The 15,685-nt window shown below is 70.6% G+C and carries 12 protein-coding genes; 6 read left to right on the top strand and 6 right to left on the bottom strand.

Annotated features, from left to right (window positions below):
- The coding region (hrpB, locus tag LZ686_RS04665; protein ID WP_349547123.1) for an ATP-dependent helicase HrpB at positions 1-1,504 on the bottom strand (1,504 nt) is incomplete at its 3' end.
- 116 nt (positions 1,505-1,620) lie between these two features.
- Between hrpB and LZ686_RS04670 the strand changes: the two genes are divergently transcribed.
- Together LZ686_RS04670 and LZ686_RS04675 are read left to right on the top strand one after the other, a co-directional pair.
- On the top strand, positions 1,621-2,991 hold the full coding sequence (locus tag LZ686_RS04670) for a YcjX family GTP-binding protein (protein WP_046000766.1): 1,371 nt from the start codon (positions 1,621-1,623) through the stop codon (positions 2,989-2,991).
- On the top strand, positions 2,988-4,052 hold the full coding sequence (locus LZ686_RS04675; RefSeq protein ID WP_084693825.1) for a YcjF family protein: 1,065 nt from the start codon (positions 2,988-2,990) through the stop codon (positions 4,050-4,052). The genes LZ686_RS04670 and LZ686_RS04675 overlap by 4 nt, the downstream gene beginning before the upstream one ends.
- On the opposite strand, the gene LZ686_RS04680 is transcribed toward LZ686_RS04675, so the two are convergent.
- Complete coding sequence (locus LZ686_RS04680; protein WP_349547124.1) at positions 4,049-4,498, bottom strand: GNAT family N-acetyltransferase; 450 nt, start codon at positions 4,496-4,498, stop codon at positions 4,049-4,051. The two genes, LZ686_RS04675 and LZ686_RS04680, sit on opposite strands and share 4 nt — an antisense overlap.
- Positions 4,495-5,937: an MORN repeat-containing protein gene (locus tag LZ686_RS04685; RefSeq protein ID WP_347917832.1), complete on the bottom strand. Its 1,443-nt coding sequence runs from the start codon at positions 5,935-5,937 to the stop codon at positions 4,495-4,497. The genes LZ686_RS04680 and LZ686_RS04685 overlap by 4 nt, the downstream gene beginning before the upstream one ends.
- Positions 5,938-6,061: 124 nt before the next feature.
- On the opposite strand from LZ686_RS04685, the gene LZ686_RS04690 reads away from it, so the two are divergent.
- Positions 6,062-7,720 (top strand): NAD+ synthase, encoded by a 1,659-nt coding sequence (locus tag LZ686_RS04690; RefSeq protein ID WP_349547125.1) that lies wholly within the window; start codon positions 6,062-6,064, stop codon positions 7,718-7,720.
- Between the two features lie 3 nt (positions 7,721-7,723).
- Here the strand turns inward: LZ686_RS04690 and LZ686_RS04695 are convergent, their stop codons facing one another.
- On the bottom strand, positions 7,724-8,413 hold the full coding sequence (locus LZ686_RS04695) for a hypothetical protein (protein WP_349547126.1): 690 nt from the start codon (positions 8,411-8,413) through the stop codon (positions 7,724-7,726).
- Positions 8,414-8,489: 76 nt separating this feature from the next.
- Positions 8,490-10,145, bottom strand: a complete 1,656-nt coding sequence (locus LZ686_RS04700; protein ID WP_045980930.1) for an MFS transporter — start codon at positions 10,143-10,145, stop codon at positions 8,490-8,492.
- A gap of 354 nt (positions 10,146-10,499) precedes the next feature.
- Between LZ686_RS04700 and LZ686_RS04705 the strand changes: the two genes are divergently transcribed.
- From LZ686_RS04705 to LZ686_RS04715, 3 genes are all read left to right on the top strand, one after another.
- Positions 10,500-11,459: a L,D-transpeptidase gene (locus LZ686_RS04705; RefSeq protein ID WP_349547127.1), complete on the top strand. Its 960-nt coding sequence runs from the start codon at positions 10,500-10,502 to the stop codon at positions 11,457-11,459.
- A gap of 129 nt (positions 11,460-11,588) precedes the next feature.
- The gene (locus tag LZ686_RS04710) at positions 11,589-12,410 is read left to right on the top strand and encodes a hypothetical protein (protein ID WP_349547128.1); all 822 of its coding nucleotides are present in this window, start codon (positions 11,589-11,591) and stop codon (positions 12,408-12,410) included.
- Positions 12,411-12,456: 46 nt separating this feature from the next.
- Complete coding sequence (locus tag LZ686_RS04715) at positions 12,457-13,392, top strand: lytic transglycosylase domain-containing protein (RefSeq protein WP_349547129.1); 936 nt, start codon at positions 12,457-12,459, stop codon at positions 13,390-13,392.
- Here LZ686_RS04715 and LZ686_RS04720 read toward each other — a convergent pair whose 3' ends face one another.
- Positions 13,393-15,591: a primosomal protein N' gene (locus LZ686_RS04720; RefSeq protein WP_349547346.1), complete on the bottom strand. Its 2,199-nt coding sequence runs from the start codon at positions 15,589-15,591 to the stop codon at positions 13,393-13,395.
- Positions 15,592-15,685: the final 94 nt, after the last annotated feature.

Raw genomic sequence — 15,685 nt, forward strand, 5'->3', positions numbered from 1 at the left:
CGACGGCGGGGGGGACATCGTCCCCCCCGCCGCCGTCGCGGGACGCAACCAGCCGCCGCAACCGCTTGGCCTCGGCCCTGATCCTCTCGATGCCCTGCCGGTTCACCTCGAATGCCGCACGCGCGCCCGGATCGCGGATTGCGCGCAGCCGATGCTCCAGATCGGCCCCCGCCCCGCGCAGCGGGTCGCGGTCCGACAGCAGCGCCGCCAGTTCGGCGGCAGCCGGCCCCGCCAGCGCCAGCATATGAGCCAGACGCGGATGCAGCGGCAGCCGTGCCAGCACCCGGCCATGCGCCGTGATCCGCCCCTCCGCATCCAGCGCGCCCAGATCGGCCAGCAGCCCACGCGCCTCGGTCAGCGCGGCGTCCGGCGGCGGCGTCAGGAACGCCAGATCAGCGGCCCCCGCCCCCCAGACGGCAAGTTCCAGCGCCAGCCCGGTCAGGTCGGCCACGGCGATCTCGGGTGGCGCGAAAGCCGGCAGCGCCCCCTCCTCGGCCCGCGCCCACATGCGATAGCAGATGCCCGGTGCCACCCGCCCCGCCCGGCCGCGCCGCTGCTCGGCCTCGGCGCGGCTGACCCGCTCGGTCACCAGCCGCGACATGCCGCTGCCCGGATCGAACCGGGCACGCCGCGCGCGCCCCGCATCCACCACGACCCGCACGCCGGGGATCGTCAGCGAGGTCTCGGCAATGGCCGTTGCCAGCACGATCCGCCGCACCGCCCCCGGCGGGGCCAGCGCCGCGCGCTGCGCCGCGGCCGGCAGCGCGCCATACAGGGGCAGCACCTCGCAGCCCGTCCCCGACAGGGCCGCCGTCACGCGGCGGATCTCTCCCTCTCCGGGCAGAAAGGCCAGGATCGTGCCGCCCGTCTCGCGCGTCTCGTCCTCGGCCCTTGCGATCAGACGCGCGGCATCATCCGCCAACCGCCCGCCGGCGGGCAGGGGCCGGTCCAGCCAGCGCGTCTCGACCGGAAAGGCCCGCCCCTCGGACGTCACCACGGGTGCGTCGTCCAGCATCGCCGCCACCGGCCCCGCATCCAGCGTGGCCGACATCACCAGCACCGCCAGATCCTCTCGCAGGGCGCCCCGCGCCTCCCAGACCAGAGCCAGCCCCAGATCGGCGTTCAGGCTGCGCTCGTGGAACTCGTCGAAGATCACGCAGCCCACGCCCTCCAGCGCGGGATCGGTCTGGATCATCCGCGTCAGGATGCCCTCGGTCACCACTTCGATGCGGCTGCCCCGAACCGATTCCCCGCGCATCCGGTATCCGACCTGCCCACCCACGGCCTCGCCCAGGGACTGCGCCAGGCGCTCGGCCGCAGCGCGCGCGGCCAGGCGGCGCGGCTCCAGCATCAGGATGCGGCCCGCAACCTGATCCATCAGCGCCAGCGGCACCCGCGTCGTCTTGCCCGCGCCGGGCGGGGCCACCAGCACCGCGCGGCCGTGGCTGCGGATCGCCGCGCACAGCGCAGGCAGGGCGTCGTCGATGGGCAGGGCATCCGTCATGCCCGCCTTCTAGCGCCGCCGGGGCACCGGGCACAATCGCGCCGCTACACATCGCGCCTCCGCGGACCTATCTTGCACCCGCGGCGTTGGGTGTCGCGAAACGAACAGGGGCAGACATGGGTATCCGCAGCGACGTGATGGAGGGGCTGGGCCTGTCCGATCCGGTGATCCGCATCGGCGTGACGGGCCTGTCGCGGGCCGGCAAGACGGTGTTCATCACCTCGCTGGTGGCGAACCTTCTGGAACGCGGGCGCATGTCGTCGCTGCGCGCTGCCGCCGACGGGCGGCTCAAGGCGGTGTGGTTGCAGCCCCAGCCCGACGACACCATCCCCCGCTTCGACTTCGAACGCCACCTGGCCGCGCTGACCGGCCCCGATCCGCACTGGCCCGACGGCACGCGTCACGTCAGCCAGCTGCGCCTGTCGCTGCGCCTGCAGGGCGGCGGCATGTTCGGGGGGCTGCGCGGCGCGCGCAACCTGCATGTGGACATCGTCGATTATCCCGGCGAATGGCTGCTGGACCTGCGCCTGATGGAACGCGACTTTGCGCAATGGTCGACCGAGGTGCTGGACCGCATCGCGGGCCGCCCCGGCGCCGACCGGTTCCTGACCGCGCTGCAGGCGCTGCCCCGCGATGACGGCTTCACCGAACCGCAGGCCCAGCAGCTGGCCGACATCTATACCGCGCATCTGAACGCGGCGCGCGACGCGGGCTGGTCGGACTGCACGCCCGGCCGGTTCCTGATCCCCGGAGAGCTGGCTGGATCGCCCGCCCTGACCTTTGCGCCCCTGCCGCCCGACCTGCAGGCCACGCGGCTTGGCCGAGAATTCCGCCGCCGGTTCGATGCCTACAAGTCGCGGGTGATCCGGCCCTTCTTTCGCGACCACTTTGCCCGCATCGACCGCCAGGTGGTGCTGGTCGACATCCTGGGCGCGATCCATCAGGGCCCCCAGGCGGTCGAGGACATGCGCCGCGCCATGGCCGACATCCTGTCGGCCTTCCGCCCCGGCCGCGCAGGCTGGCTGGGCCAGCTTCTGGGCACGCGGCGGGTCGAACGCATCCTGTTCGCCGCGACCAAGGCCGACCACCTGCATCACACCCAGCACAACCGCCTGACCGCGATCCTGTCCGCCATGCTGCGCGAGGCCCGCGACCGCGCCGATTTCCAGGGCGCCCGGACCGAGGCGATGGCCATCGCCGCCCTGCGCGCCACGACCGAGGACATGATCGCCCAGCCCGACGGCGACCTGCCCGCCGTGCGCGGACGCCTGCTGGACGGGCGGCAGGCCGCGTTCTTTCCGGGTGAACTGCCCACCGACCCCGCGGTGCTGCTGCATCCCGCGCGGCAGGGCGCGCAGGCGTGGCTGGATGCCGATTACGCGATCATGAACTTTGCCCCCGCCCCCCTGACCACGCGTCCGGGCGACGGGCCGCCCCACATCCGGCTGGACCGCGCCGCCGAATTCCTGATCGGAGACCGCCTGTGACAGACGCCCCCAAACGCCCGCGCGGTCCGGTCCTGATGCCCCTGGACGACGATACCGGCACCCGGCCGCGGCCGCCCCGCACGGAAACCCGCGCGGACGACGCCCCAAGCCCCGCCGATGCCCCTGCCATCGACATCAGCGACGCCCCGCTGCCCCAGCCGCGCACCATGCAGATGGTGGCCCGGCTGGTCGGGCGCCCGCCATCGCGTCTGACGCGGTTGTTCATCAATGCCGGGGCGGCGCTGTTCACCTTCCTTCTGGGCGTGATGGCGCTGGATTTCATTGACGGGCTGATGACCCGCTATCCGCTGCTGGGTTGGATCGCCGTCACGCTATTCGCGGTCTTCACCATCGCGGCCCTGGGGATGGCGCTGCGGGAATGGCGAGCCTGGCGGCGGATGGCCAGGATCGACGCGCTGCAGCGGCAGGCCGGCGCCGCCCTGGCCGCCGAAAGCCTGGATCAGGCCAAGGCGGTTGCCGACGGCCTGGTCGCCCTCTATGCCAAGCGCCCCGAGATGGAGTGGCAGCGTCAGCGCCTGGCCGACCGCCGGGCCGAGACCTTTGACGCGCAGGCCCTGCTGACCCTGGCCGAGACGGAGCTGCTGGCCGGGCTGGACCAGCAGGCGCGCCGCGAGATCGAGGCCGCCGCCCGGACGGTCGCCGCGACGACCGCGCTGGTCCCGCTCGCCCTGGCCGACGTGGCGGCCGCCCTGGCCGCGAACCTGCGCATGATCCGCCGCATGGCCGAGATTTATGGCGGGCGCGCCGGTGCCGTCGGCGGCTGGCGCCTCGCGCGGACGGTGATGACGCATCTGATCGCCACCGGCGCGGTGGCGGCCGGGGACGACCTGATCCACACGATGGCGGGGGGCGGCATCCTGGCCAAGCTGTCGCGCCGTTTCGGCGAAGGTTTGGTGAACGGCGCACTGACCGCCCGCGTGGGCATCGCCGCGATGGAGGTCTGCCGCCCGCTGCCGTTCCTGTCGCAGCCCCGGCCCAAGGTCGGAAACCTGGTCAGCCGCGCGCTGACCGGCCTGTTTTCGAACGACGACGCCCGCTAGTCCAGCGCCAGCTTGTATCCGACATGCGACGGGACGAACCCCAGCCCGTCATAGAACCGGTGCGCATCCTTGCGCGACCGGTCCGTCGTCAGCTGCACCAGCACGCAGCCCCGTGCCCGGCATTCCGCGATGGCCCAGTCCATCATCGCCCGGCCCAGGCCCGCGCCGCGATGGCTGCGGGCGACGCGCACCGCCTCGATCTGGCCACGCAGCGCGCCGCTGCGCGTCAGCCCCGGGATGAAGGTCAGTTGCAGGGTGCCGACCACCCGGTCCCCGTCCTGCGCCACGGCCAGCATCTGCGCCGGATCGGCGTCGATCAGGTCGAAGGCCGCACGATACCGCGCGGCATCCACCGGGTCCTCTCGCCCTGCGCCCAACTGATCGTCGGCCAGCAGGGCAAGGATCGCGGGCAGGTCGGCCGCGGTGGCGCGGCGGAACGCGGTCACGGGGCCTCGGCCGGCAGGTCGGGCGCGTCTTCGGTGGGGGCCATGTCGGTCGATCCCTGGTCGGCCTCGATCAGGCGGTTGTCCTGCCACTCGCCCGACGCGATCTGGCCGGTGGCATAGCGCATGACGCCCTGACCCTGGCGCTTGCCCGCGGCAAAGGTGCCCTCGTACCGGTCGCCGTTGCCATAGGTCGCGACGCCGGTGCCGTCGATCTCTCCCGCCTTCCAGCCGCCTTCGTAGATGAACCCGTCGGGCGTGGTCAGGCGGCCCTGGCCCTCGCGCAGCCCGTCCACGAAGCTGCCGGTATAGACCGTGCCGTCGGGATAGGTGGCCTGCCCCTCGCCGTGGCGCTGGCCGTCCTTCCAGGCACCGGAATAGACATAGCCGTCGGGATAGGACATGCGCCCCTGCCCGTCGTTGCGCGCGTTGCGAAAGCCCCCCTCATAGACCATGCCGTTGGCATAGCTGGCCTTGCCCTCGCCCTCGATCACGCCCTCGGACCACTGGCCCTCGTAGGTCGAGCCGTCGGCATAGGTGATCTTGCCGGTGCCGTCGGGCCGGTCGGCGCGCATCTGGCCCAGATAGACCGACCCGTCGGGATAGGTGATCTGGCCACGGCCCTCCATGCGGCCTTCGGACCATTCGCCGACATAGACGTAGCCGTCCGCACCGGTGAACGTGCCCTGGCCGTGGCGGCGGTCATCGGCGAAATCGCCGTCATAGACGTCGCCGTTGGCATAGGTCGCGACACCCTTGCCCTGCCGACGCCCGCCCTGCATCTGGCCCTCGTACCGGTCGCCCGTCGGCTGGACCAGAACCCCCGACCCGGACATCTGACCCGCCGCCCAGACCCCTTCGTAGGTCAGCCCGTCCGACATCACCAGCTTGCCCTGTCCCGCGCGCTGGCCGGCCAGCATCGCGCCCTCATAGGTGGCGCCGTCGGGATAGGTGATCTTGCCCTGCCCCTCCTTGACGCCGGCGTTCCAGTCGCCCTCGTAGCGATAGCCGTTGGCCTGAGTCAGCACGCCGCGCCCTTGATGCAGGCCGCTGACGAACTGGCCTTCGTAGACGGACCCGTTGGCATAGCGGGCGACGCCCTGCCCGGTGATCTCTCCCTCGGCCCAGGCGCCTTCGTAGGTGCCGCCGTCGGCATAGGTGATCTTGCCCTGGCCATGCGGCTTGCCGCCCGCGAACTGGCCCTCATAGACGGACCCGTTGGGAAACGCGGCGCGGCCCTGGCCCATGATCTGGCCCTCGACCCAGTCCCCCTCGTAGCGATAGCCGTTGGGCAGGACATAGCTGCCCTGGCCGTGCTGCAGCCCGTTGCGGAAGGTGCCTTCGTAGACGCCGCCATCGTCGTACTGCTTGGTGATGACCTGGGCGGCCGCAGGGCCTGCCCAGATCGCCAATGCCAAGGCCGTTCCGATTGCCGCTTTCATCGCCTGTCGCCCCTTACGGTGTTTTGCCGCAGGTTTACCCCGGAAGGCACCCATGCGCAAAGGCCGACTTTTCCTTGGCCGGGCGATCCTCTATCCAAGGTGCCACACAACCGGGGTGCCCGTGATGACCGACCGTTTCCGCCTGACCATCGGGCAGCTGAACGCCACCGTGGGCGACCTGGACGGCAATGCCGCCCGCGCGCGCGATGCCTGGGAACAGGCGCGCGATGCAGGCGCCGACATGCTGGCCCTGCCAGAGATGTTCATCACCGGATACCAGACCCAGGACCTGGTGCTGAAGCCCGCCTTCACCGCCCAGGCCGAGGATGCGATCATGGCCCTTGGCACGTCGCTGACGGGCGGCCCCGCCATCGGCATCGGCGGGCCGTGGCGCGACGGCAGTCGTCTTTACAACGCATGGTGGGTGTTCCGGGACGGGGCGCTGGTGGCGCGCGTGCTGAAGCATCACCTGCCCTACAAGCAGCTCTTCGACGAATTGCGCCTGTTCGACAGCGGGCCGATCAGTGGCCCCTATCCGGTGGGCGCGGCCCGCATCGGCAGCCCGATCTGCGAGGACAGCTGGTACCCGGACGTGGCCGAGACCCTGGCCGAGACCGGGGCCGAGATCCTGGTCGTGCCGAACGGCAGCCCCTATCACCGCGACAAGCTGGACCTGCGCATGGGCCACATGGTCGGCCGCGTGGTCGAGACGGGCCTGCCCTTGGTCTATGTGAACATGGTCGGCGGCCAGGACGACCAGCTTTATGACGGGGCCAGCTTCGTTCTGAACCCCGGCGGCCACAAGGTCGTGCAGCTGCCCGCCTTCCAGGAGGCGGTGGTGCATGTCGACTTTACCCACGGCCCCGATGGCTGGCAGGCCGAACCGGGCCTGATGGCGCCCCAGCCCGACGCGTGGGAGCAGGATTACCACGCGATGATGCTGGGCCTGCGCGACTATCTGCGCAAGTCGGGATTCCGCAAGGTGCTGCTGGGCATGTCGGGGGGCATCGACAGCGCGCTGGTCGCCACCATCGCCTGCGATGCGATCGGGCCGGAAAACGTGCGCTGCGTGATGCTGCCGTCGGAATACACCTCCCAAGCCAGCCTGGAGGATGCGGCCGATTGCGCGACGCGGCTTGGCGCGCGGCTGGACACCGTGCGCATCGACGGGGCGCGCGACGCGGTGGGGGATGCGCTGGCGCATCTGATGGAGGGCACGAGCCCCGACATCACCGAGGAGAACATCCAGTCCCGCCTGCGCGGCGTGATGCTGATGGCGCTGTCCAACAAGTTCAACGAGATGCTGCTGACCACCGGCAACAAGTCCGAGGTCGCGGTGGGCTATGCCACCATCTATGGCGACATGGCGGGCGGCTATAACCCGATCAAGGACCTCTACAAGACGCGGGTGTTCGAAACCTGCCGCTGGCGGAATGCCAACCATCGCGACTGGATGATGGGCGCGCCCGGAGAGGTGATCCCCCAGCGGATCATCACCAAGCCGCCGTCGGCCGAGCTGCGCCCCGACCAGCGCGACGACGACAGCTTGCCGCCCTATGAGGTTCTGGACGCGATCCTGGATGGGCTGGTGGAACAGGATCTGTCGCTGGCCGATCTGGTGGCGCGGGGGTTCGATGCGGACACGGTGCGGCATGTGGAAAAGCTGCTCTATGTCAGCGAATGGAAGCGGTATCAGGCCGCACCGGGGCCGCGCATCTCGACCCGCGCCTTCTGGCTGGACCGCCGCTATCCGCTGGTGAACCGCTGGCGCGACCGGCTGTAGGTTTCAGAACTCCAGCCAGGTGCCCAGCCGGACGGCCTGTTCGGACGGGCCGGACAGGGGATTGACCATGCCCAGTTCCACCTTGACCGGGCCAGGCACGTCGAAGACCAGCGACGACATCAGACGGGCGGAATATTCCTCGTCCTGGGGGTGCTCCAGCCACAGGCTGTTGATGACCATCAGCCCGTCGCGCGGACGCAGGCCCAGGGTCACGTCGGTCTTGATCACCCGTTCGGCGGTCAGGAAGCTGGCGGCAAAGGACGGGCGCATGGGCGCGCGCGGGTCCGGCGCGCTGCCGGTCATCTTGGCCAGCACCTGCGCGGTGATCCAGCCCCGGTCGAAACCGCGGCCCCAGGACAGCGCGCCCTGGACCACCGGCAGGGTAAGGTCGTCCCGCCGGATCACCCCCGCGCCCGATTGCATCGCAAAGCGGTTCGGCCCCTGACCGTCGTCCAGCGCGCGCTGCAGCCACAGGATGGCGCTGGTCTCCGCCTGGTCGGCGCGGCCCAGTTCCATCCCCAGCGTGGTGCGCGGCGTCAGCCCGTATTCGGCATAGGCCGAGGCATAGCTGCTGTCCGCGCGATTGCGTTCCCCCGACAGCGACAGGAAGGTCCGCCCGGCCTCGCGCGGCCAAGGCCCGGCCTGCACCGCGGCGGGCAGCATCAGCGCCAGGAACAGGACAAGTCTGATCATCGGCCGGCCCTTTCGTGCCACGGGTTGCACCAGATCTGGCACAACCCGCGCGTGCGGGCGAGAGGGAAACGACCCGTCAGGGGATCTCGATCTTGCCTACCAGGGGAACGTCGTCCTGGGGACCGACAGTGTGACGCTCGATCATGCGGTGGACCAGCGGGTCGGTGTCGCCCTTGTGCAGCGCGCGCAGGGCCACCGCGACCTCGGCATCCGACTTGGTGCGGCGCAGGTTGTGGCGGACATATTCGTCCCAGGTCGCGATGTGATAGCTTTCGCTCCACTGGTCGGGATGCTCCAGGTCGCGCAGCAGCGACCAGTTGCGCGCCCCGTCCCGCCTGCGGATGTTGCGCCGCCGCTGCATCAGGCGCAGGAATTCCGGCACATCCGCTTGGTCGATGCGGTAATCGACCATCACCATGATCGGCCCCGACCGCCCCCGCAGGTCCAGCATCAGCGCGGGCTCGCGGAAGCGGTTCACCGGGTCCAGATCGACCGCACCGAATTCGGGCGCCCGCAGCCAGAACCCGATCGCGGCCCCCAGCAGCAGCACGCCCCCGGCGGCCGTCAGCGCCGCATCCAGGCCCTGCGTGCCCGCCACCATGCCCCAGATCCAGGCGCCCGCCGCCATGCCGCCGAAGGTCGCCATCTGGTAAAGCGCCAGCGCGCGCGCCACGACCCAGCGCGGCGTGGACAGTTGCACCGTCACGTTGAACAGCGACAGCGCCAGCACCCAGGACGCCCCTGCAGGCAGCATCGCCGCCGCGTGCAGCCAGACCGACTGGGTCTGGCCCAGGACCAGGGCCGAGACCGCAAAGCCCGCAAAGGCCATGCGCACGACGTTCTCGTTGTTCAGCCGGGCGCGGATGCGGGGGTTCAGCAGCGCCCCGCCGATCGCGCCGACGCCATAGCATCCCAGCAGGCCGCCAAACAGCAGCGACCCCCCCTCGGGGTGGCTTTTGGCGACCAGCGGCAGCAGCGCCAGCACGGCGATGGCGGCAAAGCCGAACAGCGCGCCGCGCGACATCACCCGCAGCAGGTTCGGCGACAGCGCGACATAGCGAAGACCCGCCCCCATCGCGGCCATGAACGGCTCGGGCGTGGTGACGCGCGGCGCCAGCTTGGGCTTCCATTGCGACATCGCCCCCAGCAGCGGCAGATAGCTGATGGCGTTGACCGCAAAGGCAGCCGACGCGCCCAGTGTGGCAACGATCAGGCCGCCCGCCGCGGGCCCCACGCTGCGCATCAGGTTGAAGCCCACGGAATTCAGGCTGACCGCCGCGGGCAGGTCCTTCCGGTCGACCAGATCGCCCATGCTGGCCTGCCAGGGCGGGTTATAAACCGCCTGCCCCGCCCCCAGCAGGAAGGTGAAGCCCAGCAGCAGCCAAGGCGTCAGCCCCCCCGTCCAGGCCACCGCGGCCAAGGCCAGCGACACCACCGCCATGAAGATGAGCGCGCCCATCAGCAGCGTCTTGCGGTCAAAGATGTCGGCCAGCGCCCCCGCCCCGATCGCCAGCAGCATGATCGGCAGCGTGTTCGAGGCCTGCACCAGCGCGATAAGCGTGGCGCTGTCGGTCAGCTGGGTCATCAGCCAGGCCGCGCCCACGGCCTGCACCAGGCCGCCGAAATTCGACACCAGCGTCGCGCTCCACAGCAGGCGAAAGTCGCGATAGCCCAGCGGCGCCAGCGCGCCGGTCCGGGCGGGGACGGTGGTGGGGTCTGTCGAAGGGGTCACGGATCGGCCTTTCCAGCGGCGGGTATCGCGGTCAGCCTAGGCGGGCACCCGCGAACCCGCAACGCCGGCGCCCGCCCGATCGCCGCAAAGTTTTCGCCTGCACATGAAACCCGAAGACACGCCAAGTTGTTCATTAGGCGCATAAAGGTGATCCACCTGACGCCGTAGCGCCACAGAGATCGGGCGCAGATGCGGCACGGACCCCGTCGAGGGTGGCTCGGGGTTGACGCGGATCGGCGGGCGGCCTCATGGAAGAACATGCGAATCGCGCCCGCCTTGCGGCGCAACAGAACAGATGCTGCCTCGGAACCGCCTCTGCCGGCGCGACCGACGATGAACAAGGAACAAGCAACGATGCGCCTCGCTTCCCTTTTCGCGGCGCTGGCCCTGGGGCTGGCGGCCTGCGGTCCCTCGCAAGAGACCACGACCCCCACCGCCCAGCAGCCGGTCGAGATCCCCGAGATCTACAAGGCCCGCACCGACCGCGGCCCGGACGGAGAGCCGATTCCCATCGCGGCCGTCCGCGCTGCCTATCTGAACGACCGCAACACCCGCCAGCTGGTGTCCTATAACGGCACCGAGGCCCCCGGCACCATCGTCGTCGACCCCTATGCGCGCGTCCTCTATCACGTGCAGCCCGGCGGCCAGGCGATGCGGTACGGCGTGGCGGTGGGGCGCGCAGGTCTGACCTTCGAAGGTCGCGCCACGATCGCGCGCAAGGCGGCCTGGCCCAGCTGGCGCCCGACCGACAACATGCTGCGGACCGAACCCCAGCTTTACGGCCAGTTCGCGGGCGGCCTGCCCGGCGGCATGCAGAACCCCCTGGGGTCGCGCGCGCTGTACCTGTACCAGGGCAGCGTCGACACCTATTACCGCATCCACGGCACGCTGGACCCCTCGTCCATCGGCAAGGCCACGTCGGCGGGCTGCATCCGGATGTTCAACCAGGACGTCATCGACCTGTTCGAACAGATTCCTACAGGAACCGAGGTGATCGTCCGTTCGCAGGCCGAAAGCGTCGCGATGGAAGGCCCGATGCAGGAAACGCCCGAAGGCTATGTCGTGCCCGCCGCCGCGGTGCAGCCGACGGCCGACCCGGCCGCGACCGCGCAGGTCGCATCCGCGCCGATGCAGACCGCGATGGTCGCATCCGCACCGGTCGAATCTGCCGTGCCGACGGGGTTCACCGATCCCTATGCCGCAATGACGGCGGTTCCGGCCGCGACCTCGGTCCAGCCGTCGCTGGTCAGCGATCCGTTCGCCACGGATGCGGGCTTCATCTCGCCGGTCGAAAGCGCCGTGCCCTCGCGGTAACGGGGCGGCCACGCCTGCGAAAAGATCAGGGGGCTCCGGTTGCGACCGGGGCCCTTTCCAATTGCAAATGCGCCGATTCCTGCGCACAGTCCTGCCGAACACATCATCCGTCCGCCAAGGGTCCCGCGAATGCCGAATTATGCCAAGCGCGAACAGGAACTGCTCAACCCCGATCAACTGACGCTGGCCGAACAGAGCCGCCATCCCGCGCTTGGGGCGCTGGACGATGCGGCGTTGCTGACGCTGATCGATGCGCTGCGCGCCGCCCGCGCCGAGGCGACGACCGCCGAGGGCGACCCGGCTCCGGCCGAGATGCTGCGCGCGGCCCTGCGCCGGGTTGACATGGAACGCCGCAAGCGCCGCCTTGCCGCGCCCGGCACCCCTTCCGCCGTGCCGGCGGCGGCCAAGGCGGCAGCCAAACCTGCCAGTGCCAAACCCGCGACCGCCAAGCGCAAGCAGGCGACCGTGCCGCGCACCCCCGCCGACCGCAAGTCCGCCGAGACGCGCAAGACGGACCTGCGGACGGAACCGCACCGCATTCCCAAGCGCGGTGCAAAGGCCGCGCCCGCCCCGGCCGACGCCGTGGCAGAGCCCGCGACCACCGCGACTGCAGGCGACGACAAGGCGCAGAAATCCGCCAAGCAGGCGGCCCGCAAGGCCCAGAAAGATGCCGCCAAGGCCGTCGAGAAGGAAGAAGCCAAGGCCGCCCGCAAGGCGGAGCGCCACGCTGCCAAGCAGGCCCAGAAGGCCGAGGCCAAAGCCGCCAAGGCCGCCGAGAAGGAGGCCGCCAAGACCGCGCGCCGCGCCGCCCGCAAGGCCGAACGTCAGGCCGAGAGCCCCGAGGCCAAGGCCGCGCGCAAAAGCGCCAAGCCCGCCAAGGACAAGCCCGCGAAGGCCAAGTCGGCCGAAGCCAAGCCTGCCAAGAAATCCAAGTCGAAGAAGTCCAAGTGATCGTCCGCCCGCGCACCGGGCGCGGGCGGATGAACGGCCCGTCGCGATGATGACCCTTTCCAGACATCTTGGTGCCGCCGTCGTGGCGCTGTTCTGCGTGGCCGCGCCCCTGTCCGCGCGCCCCGCCATCGACGCCGCCCACGGCCTGCCCCCGCCCCGCACGTCCGAAAACCTGCGCTGCAGCGATGACGGGCGCGACTGCATCGCGCGCGACAGCTATGCCGCGGATGTCTGCAAGCTGATCGAACGCAATGCTGCCGATCACGGGCTGGACCCGGCCTTCCTGGCGCGCCTGCTGTGGAAGGAGAGCCGGTTCGAACCTTCTGCCGTCAGCCCGGCGGGCGCGCTTGGCATCGCGCAGTTCATGCCGGGCACGGCCGATCTGTATTGGCTGGACGATCCGTTCAACCCGGCCCAGGCCATTTCCAAGGCCGCGTGGTATCTGGGCCAGCTGCGCGACCGGTTCGGCAATATCGGCCTGGCCGCCGTCGCCTATAACGGCGGAGAGAACCGCGCTGCGCGGTTCATCGCGCAGGCCACGACCCTGCCCTATGAGACGGTCGACTATGTCGAATCGATCACCGGGTTCAGCGCGCATCGCTGGCGCGACAACCCCCCGCCCCAGCAGGAGGTCAAGCTGGCCCTGGCCGACGACCAGGCCTTTCGCCCGGCCTGCGAACGGATGGCCGGCGACCGGTCGCTACGCGAGTTCAACACCCAGCCCCCGGCGATGCCCTGGGGCGTGGTCGTGGCCAGCCATCCCAGCCAGGCGGGCGCGGCCCAGCAGGTCGCACGGCTGAACCGCACCTTGCGGCCGATCCTGACCGACGGGGCGCGGGTGGGCTATGTCCGCAAGCGGCTGAACAGCATGCCGCGCGCCGTCTTCACCGCGCAGGTCGGCTATTCGTCGCGCGACGAGGCCACGCGGTTCTGCAACCGGTTCAAGTCGCTTGGCGGGCGCTGCATCGTCCTGAAGAACTGATCACAGAAAGCTTTGCGGGTCGATGTCCACGGACAGGCGCATGTTCGTGGGGAGCTTGACCCCCGACAGCCAATCGGCGATCGCCGCCTGCAGCGGCGCCTGACGCGGCGCGCGGATCAGCATGCGCATGCGGTGGCGTCCCCGCACCCGAGCGATGGGCGCAGGCGCCGGCCCCCACAGTTCGGCCCCGACCTCGGCCAGGGGGGTGGCCAGACCGGCCAGATGGCGCGCGAAATCGGCGACCGTGCCCAGGTCCGGATGGGACAGGATGATCCCCGCCAGCCTGCCGAAGGGTGGCATGCCGGCCGCCTGACGGCCCGCGGCCTCGGCATCCCAGAACGTCTCGTCCTGGCCCGACAGGATGGCGCGGATCACCGCGTGATCGGGCTGATGCGTCTGCAGCAGTGCCACCCCCGGTGCGGCCCCCGACTGCCGCCCGGCACGGCCCGCCACCTGGCGCATCAGCTGAAAGCTGCGTTCCGCCGCGCGCAGGTCGGCCCCCTGCAGGCCCAGATCGGCATCGACCACGCCCACGAGCGTCAGGCGCGGAAAGTTGTGTCCCTTGGCCACGATCTGCGTGCCGATGATGATGTCCGTGTCGCCTTCCGAGATCTGGGCGATGGTCTCCTTCAGCGCGCGGGCGGAATGGAACAGGTCCGACGACAGCACGGTGGCCTTGGCATCGGGGAACCGTGCCGCGACCTCCTCGGCGATGCGTTCGACGCCGGGGCCGATGGGGGCCAGCTTGCCCTCGACCCCGCAGCTGGGACAGGCGGTGGGGATGGGCCGCGTCTCTCCGCATTGGTGGCAGACCAGGCGGTTCTGGAAACGGTGTTCCACCATCCGCGCATCGCATTGATGACAGCCGATCTGCTCGCCGCAGGCGCGGCAGACGGTGACCGGCGCAAACCCGCGCCGGTTCAGGAAGATCAGGGATTGTTCACCCTTGGCCAGCCGGTCTGTCACCGCCTGCGCCAGCGTCGGAGAGATCCAGCGCCCCTGCTCCATCGCCTCGGCGCGCAGGTCGATTGCGGCCATCTGCGGCAGCTCGGCCTCGCCATAGCGGGACCGCAGGTCCAGGCGCGCGTACTTCCCGGTCGCGGCGTTCACCCAGCTTTCCAGAGACGGCGTGGCGGATGCCAGCACCACCTGCGCGCGGTTGATGGAGGCGCGCAGCACCGCCATGTCGCGGGCGCTGTAATAGACGACATCCTCCTGCTTGTAGCTGCCGTCATGCTCCTCATCGACGACGATCAGGCCCAGATCGGCAAAGGGCAGGAACAGCGCCGAACGCGCGCCCACGACCAGCCCGACCTGACCGCGCCCGGCCATGTGCCACAGCCGGCGGCGTTCGGTGCGGGTGATGCCGCTGTGCCATTCGCCGGGCCGCGCGCCGAACCGCGCCTCGACCCGGTCCAGAAATTCGGCCGACAACGCGATTTCCGGCAACAGGACCAGCGCCTGCCGCCCCTGCGCCAGGCATTCGGCCACGGCCTCCAGATAGACCTCGGTCTTGCCCGACCCGGTGACCCCGCGCAGCAGCGTGGTGCCGTAACCGCCCGCCCGGATCGCGCCACGCAGCGTGTCGGAGGCCGCCTGCTGGTCGGGGGCCAGCGGCTTGCCGGGCCGCGTGGGGTCCAGCGCGGGATAGGGCAGATCGCGCGGTGCCTCGATCTCGGCCAGGGCACCGCTGGCGACCAGGCCCTTGACTACCGACGTGCCGACGCCCGCCAGCTGTGCCAGTTCCGATGCGGCAAAACTGGCCCCGCCGTGGTCGGCCATGACCTGCAGCACGCGGGTCCGCGCCTCGGTCGCGCGACCGGGCTGGCCCGATCCGGGCACGATGATCCGCCGCGCGGCGGGCGGCTGGTCGATGTCGGGCGCGCGCGTGGCCATGCGCAGCATCAGCGGCAGTGGCGTCAGCGTGTATTCCGCCGCCCGTGTCAGGAAATCCAGGAACCGCGCGTCGAAGGGCTGTGCGTCCAGCACGCGGGCGACGGCGCGCAGCTTGGCCAGGTCGAAATCGCCCTTGCCCGGCCCCCAGACCAGACCCAGCACCCGGCGCGGCCCCAGGGGCACCAGCACCAACTGTCCCTGGCGCACGCCCTCGTCGGGCGCCAGATAGTCCAGCACGCCGACCGTCTCGGCGGTCAGCACCGCGATGCGGGCGCGGGGGGGAAAGAATTCGGGCGGGGTCATGATGGCGCGATAAAGACGGGGCCGCGCGTCGGTTGCAAGCCCCCGCATGGGTTGTGCCCCTTCCCGCCCGCCCCCATCTGCAGTATCACCCAGA

It is taken from the genome of Paracoccus sp. NFXS7, from assembly GCF_040148865.1.
Classification (GTDB): domain Bacteria; phylum Pseudomonadota; class Alphaproteobacteria; order Rhodobacterales; family Rhodobacteraceae; genus Paracoccus; species Paracoccus marcusii.

Excerpts from the sequence above, each read along its gene's own strand:
- LZ686_RS04670 (WP_046000766.1), top strand. The coding sequence starts at position 1,621 with ATGGGTATCCGCAGCGACGTGATGGAGGGGCTGGGCCTGTCCGATCCG.
- LZ686_RS04685 (WP_347917832.1), bottom strand. The coding sequence starts at position 5,937 with ATGAAAGCGGCAATCGGAACGGCCTTGGCATTGGCGATCTGGGCAGGC.
- LZ686_RS04690 (WP_349547125.1), top strand. The coding sequence starts at position 6,062 with ATGACCGACCGTTTCCGCCTGACCATCGGGCAGCTGAACGCCACCGTG.
- LZ686_RS04695 (WP_349547126.1), bottom strand. The coding sequence starts at position 8,413 with ATGATCAGACTTGTCCTGTTCCTGGCGCTGATGCTGCCCGCCGCGGTG.
- LZ686_RS04705 (WP_349547127.1), top strand. The coding sequence starts at position 10,500 with ATGCGCCTCGCTTCCCTTTTCGCGGCGCTGGCCCTGGGGCTGGCGGCC.
- LZ686_RS04710 (WP_349547128.1), top strand. The coding sequence starts at position 11,589 with ATGCCGAATTATGCCAAGCGCGAACAGGAACTGCTCAACCCCGATCAA.
- LZ686_RS04715 (WP_349547129.1), top strand. The coding sequence starts at position 12,457 with ATGATGACCCTTTCCAGACATCTTGGTGCCGCCGTCGTGGCGCTGTTC.
- LZ686_RS04720 (WP_349547346.1), bottom strand. The coding sequence starts at position 15,591 with ATGACCCCGCCCGAATTCTTTCCCCCCCGCGCCCGCATCGCGGTGCTG.